Origin of the sequence: Schnuerera sp. xch1 (assembly GCF_019931165.1) — a bacterium.
Lineage (GTDB): Bacteria > Bacillota > Clostridia > Tissierellales > Tepidimicrobiaceae > JAIOUP01.
In genome coordinates this window covers 103076-123989 of sequence record NZ_JAIOUP010000001.1, presented here as the reverse complement: position 1 = coordinate 123989, position 20914 = coordinate 103076, and the positions used below count along the sequence as shown (strand labels likewise).

Sequence of the window (20914 nt, the reverse complement as noted above, 5' to 3'; positions counted from 1 at the left end):
TTAATTACAAAATTCTATAATATTGTATATTTATCTTATTTAATTATAATTTTTTAGACATATCCAACATTTCTTTTGCATGAAGTTTAGTTGTATTTGTAAGATTTACTCCACCTAACAATCTTGATAATTCTTCTATTCTTTGTTTGTAATCTAGTTTTTTTATATTTGTTTTAGTTTTACCTTTATTAGTAAATTTTTCAAGAACAAAATGAGCATCTCCAAGAGCAGCAATTTGTGGCAAATGCGATATGCAAATAACTTGATGATTTTGTGAAATTTTTTTTATCTTCTCTCCTACTATTTGAGCAGTTCTTCCACTTATACCAGAATCAATTTCATCAAAAATTAAACATGGTATATTATCATATTCAGCTAATATTCTCTTAAAAGCCAACATGATTCTTGACATTTCTCCTCCAGATACAATTTTTGATAAAGGTTTCATATCTTCACCCTCATTTGTGGAAATTAAAAATTCCATTTCATCCCAACCTCGTGGTGTAAAATAATCAAGTTTATTAAAATTTATCTTAAAGGATACATTATTCATATTCAATTCTCTTAATTCTTTAGTTACTAATAATTCAATTTTTTTACTTAATTTTTTTCTTAAACCTGTTAGCTTTGAACAGTATTCATATAGTTTTTTTTCAATTAAATCAATATTATCATTTATTTTGTTTATTATCTTTTCATTATCCAATAAAGTTCTAAGTTTATTTTCAATTAAATTTCTATAATTTATTATGTCTTCAATAGTATTACCATATTTTTTCTTTAATTTGTTTATTGAATCAATTCTATCTTTTAAAAACTTAAATCTATTTTCATCTATTTCTAAATTATCTAAATAATCCATTATACTTCTTGATAAATCTTGCAATTCAAAGCCTATAGATTCTAATAAATCATTATATTGTTTTAAATTATCATCATATTCTTTTATCTTATTCATTTTTGTTATACATTTATTTATACAATTAAGAATCACAAACTCATTATAATCCTCACTATTTATAATATTTAATACTTCACTTAGAGTATATCCTATTTCTTTAATATTATCTAATTTATTGTACTCATTAATAACCTCTTCCTCTTTAAATTTTGATAAATTAACAGAATCAATTTCATCTAATTGATACTTTAATAAATCGATTTCACGTTCCTTATCAATAGTATTTAACGATAACTCTTTAAGTTTTTCCTTTTCTATTTGTATTTTTTTATACATCTCTTTAATGTCATCCAATAACATCCTTAATTTAACATCTCCAAAAGCATCTACCAACATTATATGATTATTTACGTTTAGTAAGGACTGATGCTCATACTGACCGTGAATATCTATTAAATTAGAGGTTATATTATTTAATGTAGTTAATGTAATAGATCTTCCATTTACTCTAGATATAGTTCTTCCACTTTTATGTATTTCTCTTGAAATGACTATATTGTTATCTGGATCTATATCAATTCCGTATTCTTTTAGAATCCTATTAACTCTCACTGGATTTTCTAAATAAAAAACTCCTTCTAAAATTGCTTTTTCTTTTCCTGTTCTTATTAAATCTCTACTTGCTCTTTGTCCTAAGAGCATGCCAATTCCTTCAATTATTATGGACTTTCCTGCACCAGTTTCTCCTGTAAGTACGTTAAAACCTTTTTCAAAGTTGATTTTCAAATTATCAATAATAGCAAAGTTACTTATTTTTAACTCAACTATCATATTTATACCCCCAAATTATTTGAGTAATTTCACAATGCTCTCTAAAATAGAATCTATCATATTCACCTCTTTAATAGCAACAAATATCGTATCATTTCCTGAAATAGTGCCAATTACACCTTCAATTTTATACTTTTCAATTGTTGATGCACAAACTTGTGCAGTCTCAGGAATCGTTCTTATCACTATCAAATTTTCTGCTTTCTCTACGGTTATAACCGAAGCTTTGAGAATTTCAATTAATCTCTGATTAATCATTTTATGCTGAGAATCTATAGTTGCATATTTATATTTTCCCTCAGAGACTAATACTTTTACTAATCTTAACTCTTTAATATCTCTGGATATTGTAGCTTGTGTTATATTTATATCTCTTTCTAATAAAAGATTTAATAGTTCCTCTTGTGTTTCAATTTCATAATTTTCCATTAAATCTAATATCATTTTTTGTCTTGTAAATTTTTTCATCTTTTCCTCCCATCAAGAATATAAAGATTCATGAGCACTGTTAATTACTTTACAAATTTTATTGTCATCTATAACTTTATCTTTCTTATTCAAGGACATCAATGATAAATATTCAATATTACCTGTAGTCCCTGTAATAGGTGAAAATCCTAAATCGATTACATTTAAATTAATTGTACTGCAAAACTTAACAATGTTTTTAATAACTTCAATATGAATTTTCTTATCTTTAACTATTCCTTTTTTTCCTACCTTTTCTTTTCCTGCTTCAAACTGAGGTTTAATAAGAGCCATTATATAACCTTTACTATCAATTAGTTCCTTTGCAATAGGTAATACCAATTTTAGCGAAATAAAAGAGACATCTATTGAAATAAAGTCAATTATGTCATCAATATCATCTTTAGTCACATATCTAATATTTGTTCGTTCTTTTACGATAACTCTAGGATCATTCCTAAGCTTCCAATCCAATTGTCCATATCCTACATCAATAGCATACACCTTACTCGCTCCACTTTTTAACATACAATCGGTAAATCCACCTGTTGAAGCTCCTATATCTATAGTAATCTTATCTTCCAAGTCTATATTAAAAACATTAATGGCCTTTTCTAATTTTAATCCACCTCTACCAACATAAGTATTAGGATTTTCTTTTATATTAAATTCACAATTTATATCTATTTTTTCTCCTGGTTTATCAATTCTTTTATCTCCAATAAAAACTATCCCTTCCATAATAACCCTTTTTGCTTTTTCTCTTGATTCCATCAATCCCCTTTCATATAATAAAACATCTGCTCTTTTTCTCTCCATACAATCTCACCTCATACTTATTAAATCAATTTCTATTATTCTTCTTATTAGGCAATAGGTCTAATTTAAATCTCTTTTTCCAAAAATTCAAAACCAATGCAACCTTAAAAATTATATTATTTGAATACAAAATAGCTACTGACTTGCCAAAGGCTTTACCTCCTACCGTAAGCGCAGCCACTAGAGAAGTTATTATTATGCTCAGTATAATTCCATTTTTTATATCATATATTTTTATTATTTTATAAATTACACTAGTAGCTACCGCTCCACTTATTATTCCACTTATATCACCAATTACATCATTACAAAAATTAGATACCTTTTCTGCATTTCTAATTAATCTTATAGCATATTTTGATTCTTCTACTTTGTTAGCTGCCATAGAATGAAATGGCTTTTCTTCAGCAGCAGTAACTGCAATACCAACAATATCAAAAAAAACGCCTATAAATATAATAATAGATAATATTATAAATGAAAATAATACGTCCAGATTATCTACCAAACTTTCACTGACTATATTAAAAACTACAGCCATAATAAATGTCCATATAGTTATTACTATTACCCATCTTAAATTATATTTTTTAGAAAAACTAGGAACTTCTTTTTTATTCAATTTAACTTTACCCTCCATACTTAAATACTACTTCTTATATATAAAAAGCTGATAGCATTATGCTACCAGCTTTTAAGTGGCAATATATTGAGTAAATCTTACGGCTTTAGGTCCAGCAGGATTTCCCTAATAAAAACTGCATGTCACCATAACAGCGGTTTCCCTTTAATTTTATTACTATAATGTCGCCATTAATAGAACTGGATTACCACTTAGCCCGCACTGTAATCCTCAATATACTTCTTTCAAGAACAGTCTAGGAGTTTTCCTCTACAATCAACCTAATCCTTAGCCTCTTTTGCAATTTTGATTTCGATAACAAAACTATTATTATACGGGCCCTAAATAACAATAGTTGAACTTATCATCCGCCAAAACCACTCAAGGCAGGCTACATTATATGCCTATTCACATACAGGTTTATCTTACTATATTTTTTCAGATAGTAAGTCTCCACGAAAGCAGGGTCAACGCCTGCATGCCATTGCAGATCGCCCCATCTTTCTTACTCCCTGCAACAACCCTCGACTGGGCGTCGCGGGCCATTGCAAAGAACTTCATCGATATGCCCTTCGACGGATTTTTAGCCCCGCCCTCAGAATTAGTTGTATTGACTAGAATACTGTACCACTTATGCTATGGTAATTATAGCATAATAATAATCTTTATTCAATATTTTAATAACTTCTATCAATCAAATTCTTAGTTAATAATTTTAAAAATTCCATGTCTTTATCCTCATAATAATCTAAAATTTCTATAGCTCTTTGACTTAAATTTTTCACATCTATCTTTGCTTGATTAACATCTTTAAAGTTTAAATACGTAACTTTTTTAATCTCTTTATCTTTTTTCTCATCTAATATATCATCTCTTATCTGATAAGCTAACCCAAGATATAATCCAAAATTTCTCATTCTCTCTATATCATCGTTAAGTCCATCGCCAAGAATAGCACCAGAAACTACTGAGGCTTGAATTAATGCTGCAGTTTTGCATTTATACATAAATAGTAGTTTGTCCTCATCCATATATATATCATTAGATAGAAGATCTACAACCTGTCCTCCAATCATCCCAAATACACCAGAAAAATTACTTATTTCATTCATTGCCCGTATGTTTTTTTTGTAATCCTCAATTGTTTTTGAGTTTTTTAGTATAAAATCTGTCATCGTTTCAAAAGCTAAATTTAATAGTCCATCTCCTGTTAAAATTGCAATAGATTCTCCATAAACCTTATGATTAGTTAATTTGCCTCTACGAAAATCATCATCATCCATTGAAGGTAGATCGTCATGTATTAATGAATAAGTATGTATCATTTCTATAGCACATGCAAAAGGAAGAAATTTTTTATAGTCATTATTAAATGCCTCACAGGTTTTAAGAAATAATATTGGTCTTAATCGCTTTCCCCCCGTAAATAAACTATAATTTATGGATTCAAATATCTTTTTTTGATATCCTGTTTCATTCTCAAATAGATTACTCAACTCATATTCAATAACTTTAACAGTAGATTGGATTTCCTCTTCTAATCGCATTTAATCATACCTCCATATTAAAATCTTCTTCAAAAATTCCATCTTTATCTTTAAGCAATATTTTTATTTCTCCTTCAGCATTTTTTAATATTTCATTGCAATAATTATAAAGAGCAACTCCTTGTTTGAATTTTTCTAAAGAATTATCTAATGACAAATCTTCATTTTGTAAATCTTCCAGTATTTGTTCTAATTCTTCAATAGCTTCTTCATAGGATAAATCTTTAATCTTCATAATGAAACTCTCCTTTATTAATATTAACTACTTTTACTTTTATAATACCATCTTTAATTAATATGTTCAGCTCTTCATTTACAGACAAATCATCAACTTTAGTAATGATGTTACCATCCAAATCAGATATAATTCCATACCCTCTATTCAAAGAAGAAATAGGATTTAAATAATCAAGTCCATTTAATATATTATCAATTTTAATTTTATTTGATTTTATTTTTGTTTTCATTAAATCAATAAGATTTCTTAATAAAACGTCCTGTTCTTGAGCCTTCTCCTTCAATTGATTAATAGGATTATGAAAGCTTAAGTTGTTATAAATGTAGTTTAACTTTATATTAGAATCATTTATGATATGATTCAAAGACTTAATTAATCTATTAAACTTTTCGTTTAAATCCATCGTTAGCTTTTCAAGTTCTGGTGTAACCATTTCTGCAGCTGCAGAAGGAGTTGGTGCTCTTAAATCTGCAATGAAATCAGCAATAGTAAAATCTGTTTCATGACCTACTGCAGATACTACAGGCTTTTTCATATTATATATTGTTCTTGCTACAGATTCATTGTTAAAGGCAAAAAGTTCTTCTATAGAACCTCCACCTCTGCCAGTAATAATAACATCAATATCTTCTATATCATCTAAATATCTCAATCCTTCACATATTGTCTCAGGAGCTTGTCTTCCTTGTACTAATGCTGGATATATTAATATATCAGATATCGGATATCTTCTTTTTATAACAGTTATTATATCTCTAATAGCTGCTCCTGTAGAAGATGTTACTACACCTATTTTTTTTGGTAGAAACGGTAATTCCTTCTTATTTGAAAAATCAAATAAACCTTCCTCTTCTAATTTTCTTTTTAATTTTTGAAAAGCTGCAAAAAGTTCTCCATCACCACTTTCCTCAATACGTTTTACATATAATTGATAATTTCCTTCTTTTTCATAAATAGATATATATCCTGTAACTAAAACTTTAACTCCATCTTTCAATTCAAATTCTGCTTGTTCATTATAATTTTTGAACATAACACATTTTATTTTTCCTCTATCATCCTTTAATGAAAAATACATGTGCCCACTATAATGATGTTTAAAGTTAGAAATTTCTCCTTCTACCTTGATATTAGAAAGAAGCCAATCTCCAGCCAGTACTCTCCTTATATATTGATTAACTTCGCTTACTTTTAACGGTTTTGACTTCATATTTACCACCTACAAAAAATTTATTTTTCTTTTCCTAAATACGCTATTCCAATTCCATTATCAGTGCATAGCTCTATCTTTGGAAAGAATACAAATTCCTTACTTTTATTAAATTTATCTCTTAAACATTGTCTAATAATTTTATTAGCTGACACTCCTCCAGTTAGTAAAACATTTTCTACCTCATATTTTGCACATCCATTTATAATAGATGTATATAAAAATAAACTAATGGTATAAAATAATGTTGCTAATATATCTTCAATATTATATAAATGATTATTGATAAGATTTTTAAAATAGTTTTCCATTCCAGATAGATTAAACCATGTGTTATCCTTAATACTTATTGGAATATTAAGATCTATTATTTTACCCTTTTGAGATATTTCATCCATTTTTCTACCAGATGGAAATGAAAGGTCTAGTTCAATACCAATTCTATCTATTAGCTGTCCTATACTTATATCTAAAGTTCCTCCTATTATTTCATTTTTTATACCATTTTTTTTATTGTTAACCAATAAAAATTCTGATGTCCCACCTGAAATATGAAAACTTAAAAATTTACCGTACTCTTTTAATTTATTATTCATAATTCCTGATACAATATGTCCTTGTTGGTGGCTATACTCTTTATATCTCACATCCAAAATTTTAGATATAATAAAAGCCTGTTCTCTACCAACTGTAAAAACAGGCATATATGAGCATTTAATATTTCTAGGTTTACTGCTACATGCAATCGTGTCTATTTTAGAAACATCAATCTGAGTCACCATATTTTCAATTAAAATAGGTAAATTCTTCATGTGTTGAAAAATAGCCTCTTGTTGTCTCAGTCCTTTACTACCTTTTTTTACTTTTAATAATTCTCTCAAATCTACTATTATATTGTCTTTTTCATCTATTACACCTATAGAAGTTGTATATGCAGAAGTATCTATCCCAACAAAATATTTATTACTCATCTTTATCTCTGCTCCTAACAAAACCGCCTAAAACACCATTGATAAATTTTGAAGATTCATCAGTACTATACTTTTTTGATATTTCTATAGCTTCATTTATAGAAACCTCAACAGGTATATCATCCCTAAAAATTATTTCATAAATTGCAATTCTAAGAATACACAAATCCACTCTAGCAAGTCTATGCAATTTCCATCCTGAAATATTATCTTTTATATTAGAATCTATATCCTTTAAATTATCAATTATAGTGTATATAGAACCTTCAATATATTCCCTTTCACTTTCATTAAAACTATTATTTTCGAAAAATTGACTAATTGTACCATTTGAAAAGTCTGAATTAATTTCCATTTGATACAATAGCTTCATTGAAGATTCTCTTGCATATTTTCTACCCATCTGTGTCCTCCCTATTTATTTATATATTATATATACTTTTGTTATATTAAAACTATTTGTTTATCATAAATATTTTATTCAATACATCTTTTAAATTTTCATTATTATCAATTTTATCTCCAATATAATATCCCACACATACACATAACATAATAAAAATAGTTTTTAAAAACCCTATTAAAAGTATTAATATTGCAATCAAAAAACCTAGAATTATTCCTATTGATTTTCCTCTATTTGTTTTTATATATTCAGACAATTTATATAATATCTCTTTTATCAATTTAAACACCTCGACAGTTATTTAATATTCCTTACAGGTGTAATTGTATTACTTATTATTACTTCTATGTTTGTTACCTTAACGCCAGTACAATTTTGTACATGTTCTTTAACTTTCGCTTGTAAATCATTGGTCATTTCAGGGATATTTATTTCTGGTGTTACATCTCCCTTTAAATTAATAAATAGTTGTCCTTCTACTATATTAACCTTTGTATTTATATTTCTTATTCCAGTAAATTTATCAGCTATATATTGCACTAATCCGGAGACAGTATTTGATGAAATTTTAATCTCACCGTGGTCTGTCATTTTAATTAGATAAGTTAAATTTTTTTCTTTATTATCAAATTTTATACTTAACAGCAACATTTTTATGCTTAATACTAATATAATTAATCCAATTACAGATAACAAATAATTCCCTTTTATAAGCTCTAAATAATAAGTCAAATTGTTAACCGATAAAAATGATATTTGCTTAAATGGAAAGATCATCATAATAATCGAGATTATTCCTACTAACAGGGAAAAAATAAGCAATATTATCCTATTAAAAATACTCATAACTAGTCCACCTCTCAAAATATTTAAATTTACCCTCTGTCTCCAGAGGGTAAATATACTATTTTACTCTTGGTTCTTCTTCAACTACAGGTTCTTCTTTTGGAATATTAACTCCTTGTACGTTAATATTAACTTCAACCACATTTAAACCAGTCATTGTCTCAACTTTATTTTTAACATTCTCTTGTACATTTATTGCTACTTCAGATATTTTAGTGCCATAGTCTACAACAATAAATATATCTATGGCTGTTTCCTTTTCTCCAACTTCAACTTTTACACCTTTAGATAGGTTTTTCATACCTAACATTTCAGTAATATCACCAGTAAGACCACCACTCATCCCAGTAACACCTTCTACTTCAGTGGCAGCTAGACCAGCAATTATAGATACAACTTCATTTGCAATTTTTACTGTGCCATACTTTCCCTTTTCTCCGCCTGAAATATCAGTCACTTTTGACACCTCCTACTATCTGAAAGTCTATAGAGTTATTATATCAAAGGGCTAAGTTTTTTACAAAACAATTCTAACTTTTTTTCATTATTTTCACATTTGATGCATCTAAGCCAGTTTCACTTACCACAATATTTAAAATTTTAGCTACATCTTGCTCAGTAAGTTCTTCTGTTCCTACAACAACTTTTGCATTATTTTCCGTAATAAATACTATCACTTCTTCAAATCCCTTAGCTTTTATCAGTCCTTCTATTGATAGTTCTTTCTCAGAAACATTTCCAATTTCTACTATCTCCTGCTGAGCTTCAGTTATCATTTCTTGGCTACTATTATCATTATTTACAATTTCATTTAATCTATCAATTAATCCTGCTCTTAATTTATCCCTAGATAATCTCTGTTCAACGAAATAATTTTTCGACATCATACTATCTTCATTGCCAATAGTTTCTTGAATATTTTCTTCTGTACTTGTAATTAGTTCGTCAATGCCTTCAGACGTTTCAGAATCTGATACTTCAGGTTCTTCTGTTTCCTCGCCTTCCGATATTGTTGCCACTAAATCATCGTCTTTAATTTGATTTTCTTTAGCCAATTCCATTTCCTCATATTTTTGATAGTCATTTGAAACTCTTGATGATGCTTGCTTAGTCAAATTGAGGTTTAAATAACCAGTAAAAACCAATAACACTATCAGCATAACTATTATTGCTGGTTTCTTAACAGTAAACATTATATCCCTCCTATTTACTAATATACACTTCAACCTTATTCCCTGATATACCTAAAACTGTTTTAACAGCCTCATATAACATTTCTTTTACTTCTAAATTCTCAGCTCCTTCTGCTATAACTATAATACCTTTAATAGTTGGCTTTATTTCTTTCAGTACTATTGGTGAACCTTCACCCTCTGTTACTATTTGAATAGTCGTATCCTCTCTAACAATTTCTCTAGTCCCTCCTTGAGAATCTAGTTCTTTAGTAGTTTCATTATTTTTAGTAGTATTGAATGCTGGAACTTTTTCTGTCGTATCTTCTAAAGTTATCATAACTTGTACTGTTCCCACCCCTTTCAGCTGACTTAATATACTTTCTAACTTCTTCTCTAAGATATAACTATAATCTGTTTCATATTCACCAGAATTCTTTGTTATATTATCTTCATTCAATTTAGTAACTTGTTCTTCATCTTGGAAAAAAGTATCAGCTAATATAAATAGTATGATTCCAATAATTAATATTATGAATAAATTTCTCATCAATTCCTTATTATCAAGCTTTTGTAAATATTCTTTAATTTTATTTATATATTTATCCATCCACTTCACCTTCCCCCTCTGTATTTAAAAATACTCTTATATTTTCTTTGGATACATTATATTTTTCAGAAATTATATTTTTTACCTCTTCATCTTCTTCAAATTCTTCTAATTCCATTGTATCCAATTGTGTACTTCTCATTTTTATCTCTTCAATCTTTATAACATTTATGGTGTCTTGTTGCTCCTTCTCTTTAATATCATCTTCCAATATCAACTCTATTTCTTTAATGTTTCCATAATTCTCTTCATCTTCGTATATTGATATATATATATTCTTGACTTCATAGTCTGACGATTCGCTTATTTCATTTTTAATATCTTCTTTAACTTTCTCCATGTAAACATCCTTAATCTGCTTTTCTTGCATTGATGTCAAATTTAGGTTGCTGTCATTTTGAACCTCAATTCCATTTACAATTTCTTTGAAAACTTCTTTGTCAAAACTATAATTCTCATTTATTAAATTTACAAAAGGTGATATTATAGCAATTATTATTAAAAATCCAATAACCATATTTACATATTTTTTTAAATTATTATTAGGAACAACAATCTCAATAATTGAAACTAAAACAAATATAATAGCAATATCTTTAACCCAATTTCTTAAAAATTCAACTATTTTCAAATTATTTCACCTACCTAAACATTAATGCTGTATTTCCAGCTTCGACTATAACTGTTATCGTTATAAAAAACATTGTAGCTACTGAAAGTATTCCAACTAGTACTAATAAAAGCGCCTTTGACACTTCACTAAAACACGTAAATATGTTAGTAGATGCTATTGGTTGTAAAAGAGCTGCAGCAATCTTATAAACAAATATGAGTACCATTATTTTAATAGCCGGGGTTAAGCAAATTAAAAACAAAACTATTAGTCCAATCATCCCTATACCATTTTTTAGTATAGCTGAACTGCCCACTACCACTTCTACTGCATCCGATAAGAATTTTCCTATTATAGGTATGAAACTGTCGACTGCAAATTTAGCTGTCCTAATAGTAACACCGTCAATATTAGCACCCATACCATAGATAGTAATTATCCCAATGAATACAGTAAAAGATGCACTAATAATGACAATAACTATTTGCCGCATTAATTCTGATAATTTGGTAAATTGTACTTTTTGTGAAATATTGCTTATTATCCCAATGATAAAAGTAAAAAAGATTAATGGAAACACCAAATTTTTAATTAAAATGCCTATTATATTCACTGCTCCTACTACTATGGGATGAAAGATTAATCTTGTACCAGATGCACCTACTGCTGTTAGCAAAGCCAATAATAAAGGTAATATTATTTGCATGAAGTTAACCATTTGAGTGACTGTGTCTTTTCCTAGATCAAATGCTAATGTGAAACTGTTTATTATTAACATGGACAATATCATATAACATGCATAATGAGCCAGTTGTGCTACAGTATCTTTTTCAAAACTACTTTGTAAATTGGATAAAACAGTGCAAGTTATTGTTATTACTAAAATTTGCGAAATTAATACCAGATTATCTAATATTTCATTAAAAAAAGATTTAATTGCTTCGTTTACTAAAAATTTGATATCAAAGGAAGTTTCCCCTTTGATAATTGATAGAATTACTTCTTTTATATCAATGTTAAAATGATATTTCTTATCTTTAAGCATATCATCTAACACTGATTCCAACTCTTCAACATTTAAACTTTTTAATTGTTTTTCAATAAATTCTTCCGATGTTTCGGTGTCATCTTGGACTGTTCCTTCTGAAAAAGAATAGTATGAAGATAACAGAATAAATAATATTGTTATTAATAGTATACTTTTGTTTCTTATCATTCCTATCCACCTTTTAAGGAAGTATTTTTATTATTAAATTCATCAATGCTAGAAGTATAGGCATTGCTAATACCATTATTATTACTTTACCGCCTAATTCAATCTTTGAAGCTATTGCATTCTCTCCAGCATCTCTTGATATTTGAGCTCCAAATTCAACTATATATGCAATTCCTATAATCTTCAAAATTGTTGAAAAATAGGTAAATTCAATATTTGTATTTCTAGACAGGTTATTTAAAGTCTCAACTACATATTCAATTTTATCTAATATTATAGTAAATATTACTATTCCTGTAATTAAGCTAACTAATAAGGCAAATTCATTTCTGTTAGACTGCCGAAGTAAAACTACTAAAACTGTGGCTACAATTCCTATACTAACAATCTGTATTACTTCCATAAGATCCCTTCCCGTCTAATAAAGTTGAAATAAATTCTTTATATCATCAAATAATCTTGATATAAGTCCTATTACCATTCCAAAAACTATTACTACTCCCACTAGTGTAGTAATATAAGCGAATTCTTCTTTTCCTGCCTTAACTAAAACAGTATGAAGTACCCCTAATAATATACCAATACTCGCTATTCTAAATATCAAATCAATATTCATAAACTTCTCTCCTCTATAACAGTATTATTACAATAGCAAATCCAGTAAGTATCCCTAAGTTTTTATACATTTTCTCATTTTTATCTCGTTCCAATTTTGCTTCATTTTGAAAGACTGCGATCTGTTTTAATATCAGCTTGAAATTCTTTTCTTGATCTTGCCTATCAGAAGAACCCAACATTCTTCCTAAAGATAAAAACATTTCTATATCTTCTTCTTTAAAATTTAATTTACATTTTAATAGATCCGATACATAAGTAAAACTTTGAAAAATATCTTCATCCTTGTTGTTAAGCAAATGTTTCTTCATTTCTTCAAAGATAAAAGATACTTTTTTATTCCCTTTATAATAAACATTAGTTAGTGCATCTGGTAATGGAACTGCGCCATATACAATTTCTGTTTCAAGAATTTTAATGCATTGTTCTATGTATATTAAGTTTTCCAATCTATTAGAAAATCTGTTTCCATAATAAAAACCTATCGAGGTAGTTGAAAGTATTATTAATAATCCCCCTATTATCCTTAATACTTCCATAAAATCACTTCTTTCTATTTTATAATAGTTGTAAATGAATTACCTTCTATAACATCTCTTACTGTACCTATCCCTTTAGAATTATCTAAAAAAATATATCTCTCAAATATTTTTTCATCTATTAACATACTTAAACTTCTTTTAGATATTAAATCCTCAATTGAACTACCATGAACAGTAGCAATTATCTTTACTCCAGCTTTAAGGCTTTCATGTATAGCTTCAACATCATTTATACTTCCTATCTCATCCATAGCAATAATATTCGGCGACATAGCTCTCAACAACATGATTGTTCCATCTTTTTTAGTACATCCATCTAAAATATCAGTCCGCAATCCAACATCATGCTGAGCCATCCCATTATACATACCTGCTAACTCTGATCTTTCATCAATAACTCCTACTTTTAAACCTTTATTATTAAAAATTTCCAAACCATTGCTTAAATTTCTTACTATATCTCTTAATATTGTCGTTTTCCCACATTGTGGAGGAGAAATAATTAATGTGTTATGGATAGTTGTTCTTGGAATATCCACAATATATTTAATTAAATTATCAGAAACTCCTAGCTTTTCTCTTGCAATACGAATATTAAGAGAAGAAATATTTCTAATAGTTTCTATTCCATTAGCACCATACAACACCTTTCCTCCTATACCAACCCTATGACCTCCTTTTAAAGTAATGAAACCATTTCTTATCTCCTCTTCAAATGCATAAACAGAATAGTTACTAATTAATTGAAAAGTCTTTAGCATATCTTGTTTTCTAACTATTTTAGCTTTAACTCTATCACCAGTTAATGAGCCTTCAGGAGTAACAAAATAATCTGAGCCCATACAATATATATTAAGAGGAAGTCCAATTCTAAGTCTTATCTCTTCAACATGTGCTTTATATCTATTAGGTATCTTTTTTAAACTCCGACTTAATTCTAAACTAATATATTCTAATACATTTTCATATATTCCTATTTGATTTTCATCCATAACATGTCCCTCCTTTATATATAAATATGAACAAGCTTAAATAATATGCAAAAAAAAACTTAAAACCGACATCGGTTTTAAGTTTTTAATATTTAAATCCTATTATGCTATCTTAAATTACTCTTCATCAAATTCTTCAAAATCATCTTCTTCTGAATTAGTATTTATATCGTTATCATATAAATCTATATCGTCAAAATCATCGAATTCTTCATCAGTATAGTAGTCACTATAATCTAAATCATATAATTCGTCTTCCACATCTGTTAAATCTTCATCAATATAATTTACATATTGTTCTAAATCCTGATAGTTCTCTGCTAGTTCATCTATAGCATCCGTAAAATCTTCCATAGTGTCTACTATATGTAACAATAGCTTTCCTTCTTTTGATTCTCCATCAATTTTAAGTCCTTCAGCTAAACCTCTTAGATAAGATACTTTTTGATAAAGATAGTCCATTTTTATCCCTCCTATAAGTTTATATGTTTTATTATTTCCTAAACTCTTGATAAATACTCTTCTGTTCTTGTATCTATCTTTATTTTATCTCCTGTATTTATAAACAAAGGAACATCCACAACTGCTCCGGTTTCAAGTGTAGCAGGTTTTGTTGCTCCGGTAGCCGTATCACCTTTAACACCTGGATCTGTATGTTCAACAACAAGTTCCACAAAATTAGGAGCTACAACTTCAAAAGGCTTTCCTTCATAAAAACGAATAATAGCATTATCATTCTCTTTAATATAAACAATTGCTTTTTCTACCTGATCTTTTTCTAAAGGCAATTGTTCATACGTTTCATTATCCATAAAATAATAAAGTTGTCCATCATTGTACAAATATTGCATCTCCTTAGTTTCAATTCTAGCTTTAGGGAATCTATCGCTAGGATTAAAAGTTGTATCTTTTATAGAACCAGTCATTACATTTTTTATCTTAGCCCTAACAAATGCTGATCCTTTCCCAGGCTTCACATGCTGAAAATCTATAATTTGATATACATCTCCATCCATTTCAAAAGTAATTCCTTTTCTGAATTCTCCTGCTGAAATCATATTACTACCTCCTAAAAATTATTACGCGTTACTTTATATGATCATATATCTCTATTTTTCTATTTAATTATATCAATCATTGATACTAACTACAAGAGTAAAGATTATTAAAGATATAAATAATTTCATCCCCTACTTCATTAATTGATTTATTATTTACATCAATAATGTAGTCAGCATTGGAAAAATACAGTTTTTCTCTTTTTTTATATAATTCCTTAATCTTATTTCTTAAATTGGAATCACCTTTTAAAAGTGGTCTGCGATCACTAGATAGCTGATTTGATTTTAAATTATTGAATATAGTATCTATGCTAGCCTTAAGTAAAAATATAATTCCATTGTTCTTTAAAGAATAAATATTTGCTTTATCTAATACAACTCCTCCTCCTGTTGAGATAACTGTCCTCTTGTAAATAGATACATTGTTTATTATTTGATTTTCTAAAACTCTAAAATATTCTTCACCATATTCATTAAATATATCTTCAATAGCTTTTCCAGTATTTAATATTATTTGATTATCTGTATCAATAAATCTCATATTTAACTTTTTTGAAACATAATTTCCAACTGTAGTTTTTCCAACTCCACTCATTCCAATTAAAATAATATTTTTATTACTAATATACTGTTTCATTATGAGGGCAATCTCCTACTACTTTTATCACTTTTGTAACTTTCACTAAGTTTTTTAGTTCCATTATATATTCCTCCTTACTAATTTAAACACTCTTTATTGTTTGAATTCTCAAATCAATAAATTTAGGTAAGTAATTTCCATACTCTCTTATTTTATCAAAATTATAATTAACTTTAAAATTTCCTTTTTGTTGAAACTCTTCTACTAAACCATCAAGAAAAACAATTCCTTCAATATTCACCTCAGCTGCAGAATGTATAATTATTTTTCCATCGATTATTAATATACCATTAAAATTAAAATCATTATATATATTCATATCTCCCTCTACATAAATAACTCCTTCTAATTTTACTTTATCTGAACTATTTTCTGTTGATATTGAAATAGTTGGAATATTACTATCTTTTTTAGCTAATAGAAAAATTCCTTCAGTAGTCAATACTTCTTTTTTAATAGGATTTTCAATATTATTCCTAAAAAATTCAATATTCATTCTACCGTCTTTATTCCTTATTATTTTTAACTCTTCATAATCCAACACAGATATTTCAAAAATATCTTCTTCTAATAAAGGAACTTTTATTTCTTTTTGTAAATAATACATATAATTATTGAATTCGTCTATTCTTTCTTCAGAAAGATTATTTGCAGATACTATTGGAACGCCCATTTCATATAAATTATTTAATATCGAAATATCAGCAGTAGTAGTTTTAGTTATTCCATTATACGGACTATTTGTACTTAGTTCTAAAATTTTTGTTTCTCCCTTTTCGAAAAATCTTATATTTACAATATTATTTGAATCCCCTTCAATTAAGTCCAAATAATCTAAACAAACCTTATAATCATATATAGGTGTTATTCTACCATATTTTACATATCTCTCAACTCTAGGGATAAGCTGATTATTATAATATTCTTCTTTATTTAATGTCAAATATATTTTACTCTCTGCTGAATAGTTGGATTGAATACTGTTTATGCTTGAATTAGCAATTTTATATTCCAAATTGTATGTATACATCAAATATATTGTAGAAATCATTATTACCACTATTATCAATGATGCCATTATAGTTATAAATCCATTATTATTCACACCACAACAAACCTCCATGACAATTAATAAAGAACAGGACATCGTATACCAATTATTAAATTAAAATTTGATTCGCTTCCTATTTCTCCTTTTAATCCAAAGGACAAGTTTATTAGCTTAGTATCAAAGTCAATACTTGTTCCCTCAATTGATTTAATATGTTCAGCTAATTCATTATGTCCTCCAAATAATGTTACTCTTGGCAACTTGTCATTAGTACTATTCGCGGCAATCCTATAGATTTTATTATTCTTAAAGTAATATGAAGAATAATTATATTTATAATAAGTATCAGGGATATATTTCATAATAACAAATCCTAGATTATGTTCATATTTTTCATTGAATTGATCAATTTTATCAGTGGAAATTATCTTATCAGCTAATTTTATCTCTTTCTTAATATACTCTATAGCATATCTTCCATTTAATAAAATTTCATCTTCAGCTTCTCCTAATTTACAACTGTCTATTGCGAAGTTTAATATTATTATAAAACACATAATTAATATAGAACCAATAGCCAAGGATAATAACAATTCTATTAAAGTAAAGCCGCTATTTTGAAAAGTATTCTTTTTAAATCTAATCCTATTAAGGTTTTGGTATAATTGATTGTAGAATAACATCTTTAACATTTTTCTTATCTACCTTTGGTGATATATGTATAGATATCTTCCATAATTTATCATTAATGTCATTCTTGTATATAGTACAAAAATATTCATAAGCTCTATTCTCCTCATCTATAGGTAATTTTACAATAACTGAATCTGAATTATTGAAAATATCAACTAGTTCCTTCAATTCCATATCAAATATACTCTCACCGTCTAGAAAATCATAATCATAAAATTTAATTTTCTCCATAATAGATTCAGCAACGAATACAATATTAACCTTCCTTTTTACTATATTTATATTATCTATCGCAATATTCAACAGAGGAAAACAATTGACAACTATAATCCCCAATAAGAACAATCCCATTATCACTTCAATAAGAAGAAAACCTTTCTTATTCTTATTCTTGTTCATTTTCATCACTATCCAATAATATTTTTTTAGATAATTAATAAAATTATATCTATCATCTATCAAAATGAATATTAACTTTGCCAGTTGCTGGGATAATAGTAATCTCTATTTCTTGTCCTTTTCTATTTTCCAAAAAAATTGCGCCAGCTCCTTTTGGGGCTCCTGTGTAATTAAAAACAATTTCGTCACTTTTGATATTTGTATACCTTATCTTTATTCCTTTAATAAATTCTTTCCTCTTTATGGCTTTTTTGGTCCGACCATGACTATATATAATATATAAGTTTTGATCAGGTCTTATATCAATACTATATAGTTTTGATTCCACTATTGCCTTATTTCTTGTATAACAAATATCATTTTTAAATTCCAATAATTCTTTTCTCTCTTTAAAATTTAATACACTAATACCCCTGAAAGTAGAAATCATTAATATAGTTGAAATTATACTAATTACAATTATAATCTCTATTATAGTAATCCCTTTATTATCTTTACGCACAATATTTTACTAATACCTCCATTCATTCAGTATATATAACATATAAATGGCTTCTGCTCTAGTCATATAGTTGGTTTTGTTATAGTAACTTTTGCTCTTATATTGTCTTTCATATAACATTTTAGAAGCAATATTATCCCAATAAAAATTATCAGAATCAAATACTTTTCTCATTATCATTTCAATTTCATTATAACTAATTGGATCATCAACATTAAAAGCATCGTCAACTTTTATGTAACCTTGATTTAAAGCGTAATTAATAACATTTAAATATGAAAGCTCATTATAATTGATAATTTGCCAATTATATACTTTGCTTAATACTGTAAAGAATTCTCCTTTTGTTATGTATTCATCTGGCCTAAAAATTCCATCAGAATACCCTGAAACTATACCTCTTCGTTGAAAAGCTGTAATTTCATCTTTTGCCCAATGGCTCCTAACATCAAATAGGATTTCATAATTTTTATCAACAAAAACACTATATACATTTTCTTCGTTTTTAAAAGAATTAGGCTTTACTTTTGTCTTTATAATTCCATCTTCTATTCTTGAAGGTAAATATATCCACCTACCATCAACTAGTTTATAGATCCCACCATTATATTTGCCATAATATTCAAAACTCAATTCTATGTATTCTTCATTATTGACTTCATTAGATCTATTCGCAATTTCAATTCTATAAAAGTCAGACGTTTTTATTAGTTCACCAGCTATAGAATAATAATTATTTTGTAATATATTAGTTGTAATTACAACTGGATTGTAATAAGTTCCTTCATTTATGTATAATGAAAATTCATCGTCTGATAATTTTACTTCCCCTCCTGATATTGGAATAATTTGAACTTTAGTTTTATTATTAATTCTTTCATTATGTAATTGTTGAAATCTAATCCTATATCCATTTGATAATCCTTCTAAATATCCACTTATAAAACCTCTTCTATAATCCTTGTCTTCTACTACTAGATTAAATTCTTTAGTAATTGATGCTTGTGTAGGATAATATCTTTTCCAATTATTTTCTAGGTTTAAATAAAAATCTTGAACAGCATTTGAATCGCCTTGAATTAAACCTGATGTTTTCCCACTTTCATACCCATTTGTATAAGGCTTAATATTTTCCTCAGTATTTATACTTCTAAAAGATTCATTGTAACTTTCTTGATAAGCTATCTTAAATTCCGCTAAAAATCCATCTGAATATCTTTCTCCGTTCCTGTTTAAGGAATATTTTCTTTTAATATCTTTATCAGATGGTATGTTTCTCTTAAAACTTCTAGTTCTGTTATTATAATAATCTTGTATTCCATCTATTCTTCCAAGTGTGCTTCCAAAATTCTCTCCATCTCTAATCCCATCTTCATATGAAATATTTATTGAACTAAAATTTGCCCTATTGTACCCCTCTCTATAGCCCGCTTTATATTTTTCTTTAAAACTATTTAAAAACTGAGATTTATCACTATAAGATAACCTATTTAAATTATAATCACTAATTAATGTATTATTGGAAGGTAGAAATCTAGTAGGATTATATTTCTCACCATCATAGAAGTCCTTATTACCATATATTTCTCCTAGAACTAATCCTAATATATCTGCATAATTTAAAAAATTGTTCTCTGTTGGATTATCATCATTTATACTTCCACTGTAGCTTTTATTAAATCCTATATAATAACCCTCTATAAAGTACTCTCTATATATTGTGCTTTGATTATTGTAATAATCCTCATATCTTTTAATTATCTCATCTATTGTTGGAAGCTGTTTGTGCAATATTCCATCATAATAGCCTACTAACTCCCCTACACTTTTAACCTGCTCATAGCTTTGATGCTCATCATTAGCGAAAATTATTGAAGTATTACTTATAATTACCAAAATCATTAGTAAAAATGAGGTTTTTTTCATATTATTCATAGCTATTTATCTCT

The 20914-nt window shown here is 27.4% G+C and carries 28 protein-coding genes; all 28 read right to left on the bottom strand.

Annotated elements, in window-relative coordinates; genetic code table 11:
• Nucleotides 1–43: 43 nt before the first annotated feature.
• The 28 genes from recN to K8M07_RS00525 all read right to left on the bottom strand — a co-directional run bounded on the left by recN (nucleotide 44) and on the right by K8M07_RS00525 (nucleotide 20900).
• Nucleotides 44–1732 (bottom strand): DNA repair protein RecN, encoded by a 1689-nt coding sequence (gene recN, locus K8M07_RS00660; RefSeq protein ID WP_223375864.1) that lies wholly within the window; start codon nucleotides 1730–1732, stop codon nucleotides 44–46.
• Nucleotides 1733–1747: 15 nt separating this feature from the next.
• On the bottom strand, nucleotides 1748–2200 hold the full coding sequence (locus K8M07_RS00655) for an arginine repressor (RefSeq protein ID WP_223375863.1): 453 nt from the start codon (nucleotides 2198–2200) through the stop codon (nucleotides 1748–1750).
• 12 nt (nucleotides 2201–2212) lie between these two features.
• Nucleotides 2213–3019: a TlyA family RNA methyltransferase gene (locus tag K8M07_RS00650; protein ID WP_223375862.1), complete on the bottom strand. Its 807-nt coding sequence runs from the start codon at nucleotides 3017–3019 to the stop codon at nucleotides 2213–2215.
• Between the two features lie 25 nt (nucleotides 3020–3044).
• Complete coding sequence (locus K8M07_RS00645; RefSeq protein ID WP_223375861.1) at nucleotides 3045–3641, bottom strand: hypothetical protein; 597 nt, start codon at nucleotides 3639–3641, stop codon at nucleotides 3045–3047.
• 677 nt (nucleotides 3642–4318) lie between these two features.
• The gene (locus tag K8M07_RS00640) at nucleotides 4319–5188 is read right to left on the bottom strand and encodes a polyprenyl synthetase family protein (protein WP_223375860.1); all 870 of its coding nucleotides are present in this window, start codon (nucleotides 5186–5188) and stop codon (nucleotides 4319–4321) included.
• A 4-nt stretch (nucleotides 5189–5192) separates the two neighbouring features.
• Nucleotides 5193–5423 (bottom strand): exodeoxyribonuclease VII small subunit, encoded by a 231-nt coding sequence (xseB, locus tag K8M07_RS00635; protein ID WP_223375859.1) that lies wholly within the window; start codon nucleotides 5421–5423, stop codon nucleotides 5193–5195.
• The gene (gene xseA / locus K8M07_RS00630; protein ID WP_223375858.1) at nucleotides 5413–6636 is read right to left on the bottom strand and encodes an exodeoxyribonuclease VII large subunit; all 1224 of its coding nucleotides are present in this window, start codon (nucleotides 6634–6636) and stop codon (nucleotides 5413–5415) included. The genes xseB and xseA overlap by 11 nt, the downstream gene beginning before the upstream one ends.
• A 20-nt stretch (nucleotides 6637–6656) precedes the next feature.
• The gene (locus K8M07_RS00625) at nucleotides 6657–7607 is read right to left on the bottom strand and encodes a hypothetical protein (RefSeq protein WP_223375857.1); all 951 of its coding nucleotides are present in this window, start codon (nucleotides 7605–7607) and stop codon (nucleotides 6657–6659) included.
• Entirely contained in the window at nucleotides 7600–8010 is a 411-nt protein-coding gene (gene nusB, locus K8M07_RS00620) for a transcription antitermination factor NusB (RefSeq protein WP_223375856.1), read from the bottom strand. The genes K8M07_RS00625 and nusB overlap by 8 nt, the downstream gene beginning before the upstream one ends.
• A 52-nt stretch (nucleotides 8011–8062) precedes the next feature.
• Entirely contained in the window at nucleotides 8063–8293 is a 231-nt protein-coding gene (locus K8M07_RS00615) for a DUF2273 domain-containing protein (protein ID WP_223375855.1), read from the bottom strand.
• 17 nt (nucleotides 8294–8310) lie between these two features.
• A complete protein-coding gene (gene amaP, locus K8M07_RS00610; RefSeq protein WP_223375854.1) occupies nucleotides 8311–8859 on the bottom strand; it encodes an alkaline shock response membrane anchor protein AmaP in 549 nt (182 codons plus the stop codon).
• A 58-nt stretch (nucleotides 8860–8917) separates the two neighbouring features.
• Complete coding sequence (locus tag K8M07_RS00605; protein ID WP_223375853.1) at nucleotides 8918–9316, bottom strand: Asp23/Gls24 family envelope stress response protein; 399 nt, start codon at nucleotides 9314–9316, stop codon at nucleotides 8918–8920.
• 73 nt (nucleotides 9317–9389) lie between these two features.
• Nucleotides 9390–10052 (bottom strand): SpoIIIAH-like family protein, encoded by a 663-nt coding sequence (locus K8M07_RS00600; protein ID WP_223375852.1) that lies wholly within the window; start codon nucleotides 10050–10052, stop codon nucleotides 9390–9392.
• A gap of 10 nt (nucleotides 10053–10062) precedes the next feature.
• Nucleotides 10063–10641, bottom strand: coding sequence for a sporulation stage III protein AG (locus K8M07_RS00595; RefSeq protein ID WP_223375851.1), 579 nt, complete (start codon nucleotides 10639–10641; stop codon nucleotides 10063–10065).
• On the bottom strand, nucleotides 10634–11272 hold the full coding sequence (spoIIIAF, locus tag K8M07_RS00590) for a stage III sporulation protein AF (RefSeq protein WP_223375850.1): 639 nt from the start codon (nucleotides 11270–11272) through the stop codon (nucleotides 10634–10636). Before spoIIIAF ends, K8M07_RS00595 begins: the two co-directional genes overlap by 8 nt.
• A 10-nt stretch (nucleotides 11273–11282) precedes the next feature.
• On the bottom strand, nucleotides 11283–12470 hold the full coding sequence (gene spoIIIAE, locus K8M07_RS00585) for a stage III sporulation protein AE (RefSeq protein ID WP_223375849.1): 1188 nt from the start codon (nucleotides 12468–12470) through the stop codon (nucleotides 11283–11285).
• A gap of 13 nt (nucleotides 12471–12483) precedes the next feature.
• On the bottom strand, nucleotides 12484–12873 hold the full coding sequence (spoIIIAD, locus tag K8M07_RS00580; RefSeq protein ID WP_223375848.1) for a stage III sporulation protein AD: 390 nt from the start codon (nucleotides 12871–12873) through the stop codon (nucleotides 12484–12486).
• Between the two features lie 15 nt (nucleotides 12874–12888).
• Complete coding sequence (gene spoIIIAC / locus K8M07_RS00575; protein ID WP_223375847.1) at nucleotides 12889–13086, bottom strand: stage III sporulation protein AC; 198 nt, start codon at nucleotides 13084–13086, stop codon at nucleotides 12889–12891.
• A 13-nt stretch (nucleotides 13087–13099) separates the two neighbouring features.
• The gene (gene spoIIIAB, locus K8M07_RS00570; protein WP_223375846.1) at nucleotides 13100–13624 is read right to left on the bottom strand and encodes a stage III sporulation protein SpoIIIAB; all 525 of its coding nucleotides are present in this window, start codon (nucleotides 13622–13624) and stop codon (nucleotides 13100–13102) included.
• Between the two features lie 14 nt (nucleotides 13625–13638).
• Entirely contained in the window at nucleotides 13639–14619 is a 981-nt protein-coding gene (gene spoIIIAA / locus K8M07_RS00565) for a stage III sporulation protein AA (protein ID WP_223375845.1), read from the bottom strand.
• Nucleotides 14620–14736: 117 nt separating this feature from the next.
• Nucleotides 14737–15081, bottom strand: a complete 345-nt coding sequence (locus K8M07_RS00560; RefSeq protein ID WP_223375844.1) for a CD1247 N-terminal domain-containing protein — start codon at nucleotides 15079–15081, stop codon at nucleotides 14737–14739.
• A gap of 38 nt (nucleotides 15082–15119) precedes the next feature.
• Nucleotides 15120–15677, bottom strand: a complete 558-nt coding sequence (gene efp / locus K8M07_RS00555) for an elongation factor P (protein WP_223375843.1) — start codon at nucleotides 15675–15677, stop codon at nucleotides 15120–15122.
• A gap of 85 nt (nucleotides 15678–15762) precedes the next feature.
• Nucleotides 15763–16317: a shikimate kinase gene (locus K8M07_RS00550; RefSeq protein WP_223375842.1), complete on the bottom strand. Its 555-nt coding sequence runs from the start codon at nucleotides 16315–16317 to the stop codon at nucleotides 15763–15765.
• A gap of 85 nt (nucleotides 16318–16402) precedes the next feature.
• Nucleotides 16403–17425, bottom strand: coding sequence for a hypothetical protein (locus K8M07_RS00545; protein ID WP_223375841.1), 1023 nt, complete (start codon nucleotides 17423–17425; stop codon nucleotides 16403–16405).
• Nucleotides 17426–17448: 23 nt separating this feature from the next.
• On the bottom strand, nucleotides 17449–18063 hold the full coding sequence (locus tag K8M07_RS00540) for a PilW family protein (RefSeq protein ID WP_223375840.1): 615 nt from the start codon (nucleotides 18061–18063) through the stop codon (nucleotides 17449–17451).
• Complete coding sequence (locus K8M07_RS00535; RefSeq protein ID WP_223375839.1) at nucleotides 18020–18463, bottom strand: type II secretion system protein; 444 nt, start codon at nucleotides 18461–18463, stop codon at nucleotides 18020–18022. The genes K8M07_RS00540 and K8M07_RS00535 overlap by 44 nt, the downstream gene beginning before the upstream one ends.
• A 52-nt stretch (nucleotides 18464–18515) precedes the next feature.
• Nucleotides 18516–18965, bottom strand: coding sequence for a prepilin-type N-terminal cleavage/methylation domain-containing protein (locus K8M07_RS00530; RefSeq protein ID WP_223375838.1), 450 nt, complete (start codon nucleotides 18963–18965; stop codon nucleotides 18516–18518).
• Nucleotides 18966–18974: 9 nt separating this feature from the next.
• Nucleotides 18975–20900 carry an S-layer homology domain-containing protein gene (locus tag K8M07_RS00525; protein ID WP_223375837.1) on the bottom strand — a complete coding sequence of 642 codons (1926 nt, stop codon included), beginning with the start codon at nucleotides 20898–20900 and terminating at the stop codon, nucleotides 18975–18977.
• Nucleotides 20901–20914: the final 14 nt, after the last annotated feature.

Bases quoted from the DNA above. Each gene is read 5' to 3' on its own strand.
- recN (WP_223375864.1), bottom strand. From the start codon at position 1,732: ATGATAGTTGAGTTAAAAATAAGTAACTTTGCTATTATTGATAATTTG.
- K8M07_RS00655 (WP_223375863.1), bottom strand. From the start codon at position 2,200: ATGAAAAAATTTACAAGACAAAAAATGATATTAGATTTAATGGAAAAT.
- K8M07_RS00650 (WP_223375862.1), bottom strand. From the start codon at position 3,019: ATGGAGAGAAAAAGAGCAGATGTTTTATTATATGAAAGGGGATTGATG.
- K8M07_RS00640 (WP_223375860.1), bottom strand. From the start codon at position 5,188: ATGCGATTAGAAGAGGAAATCCAATCTACTGTTAAAGTTATTGAATAT.
- xseB (WP_223375859.1), bottom strand. From the start codon at position 5,423: ATGAAGATTAAAGATTTATCCTATGAAGAAGCTATTGAAGAATTAGAA.
- xseA (WP_223375858.1), bottom strand. From the start codon at position 6,636: ATGAAGTCAAAACCGTTAAAAGTAAGCGAAGTTAATCAATATATAAGG.
- K8M07_RS00625 (WP_223375857.1), bottom strand. From the start codon at position 7,607: ATGAGTAATAAATATTTTGTTGGGATAGATACTTCTGCATATACAACT.
- nusB (WP_223375856.1), bottom strand. From the start codon at position 8,010: ATGGGTAGAAAATATGCAAGAGAATCTTCAATGAAGCTATTGTATCAA.
- amaP (WP_223375854.1), bottom strand. From the start codon at position 8,859: ATGAGTATTTTTAATAGGATAATATTGCTTATTTTTTCCCTGTTAGTA.
- K8M07_RS00600 (WP_223375852.1), bottom strand. From the start codon at position 10,052: ATGTTTACTGTTAAGAAACCAGCAATAATAGTTATGCTGATAGTGTTA.
- K8M07_RS00595 (WP_223375851.1), bottom strand. From the start codon at position 10,641: ATGGATAAATATATAAATAAAATTAAAGAATATTTACAAAAGCTTGAT.
- spoIIIAE (WP_223375849.1), bottom strand. From the start codon at position 12,470: ATGATAAGAAACAAAAGTATACTATTAATAACAATATTATTTATTCTG.
- spoIIIAD (WP_223375848.1), bottom strand. From the start codon at position 12,873: ATGGAAGTAATACAGATTGTTAGTATAGGAATTGTAGCCACAGTTTTA.
- spoIIIAC (WP_223375847.1), bottom strand. From the start codon at position 13,086: ATGAATATTGATTTGATATTTAGAATAGCGAGTATTGGTATATTATTA.
- spoIIIAB (WP_223375846.1), bottom strand. From the start codon at position 13,624: ATGGAAGTATTAAGGATAATAGGGGGATTATTAATAATACTTTCAACT.
- spoIIIAA (WP_223375845.1), bottom strand. From the start codon at position 14,619: ATGGATGAAAATCAAATAGGAATATATGAAAATGTATTAGAATATATT.
- K8M07_RS00560 (WP_223375844.1), bottom strand. From the start codon at position 15,081: ATGGACTATCTTTATCAAAAAGTATCTTATCTAAGAGGTTTAGCTGAA.
- efp (WP_223375843.1), bottom strand. From the start codon at position 15,677: ATGATTTCAGCAGGAGAATTCAGAAAAGGAATTACTTTTGAAATGGAT.
- K8M07_RS00550 (WP_223375842.1), bottom strand. From the start codon at position 16,317: ATGAAACAGTATATTAGTAATAAAAATATTATTTTAATTGGAATGAGT.
- K8M07_RS00540 (WP_223375840.1), bottom strand. From the start codon at position 18,063: ATGTTAAAGATGTTATTCTACAATCAATTATACCAAAACCTTAATAGG.
- K8M07_RS00535 (WP_223375839.1), bottom strand. From the start codon at position 18,463: ATGAACAAGAATAAGAATAAGAAAGGTTTTCTTCTTATTGAAGTGATA.
- K8M07_RS00525 (WP_223375837.1), bottom strand. From the start codon at position 20,900: ATGAATAATATGAAAAAAACCTCATTTTTACTAATGATTTTGGTAATT.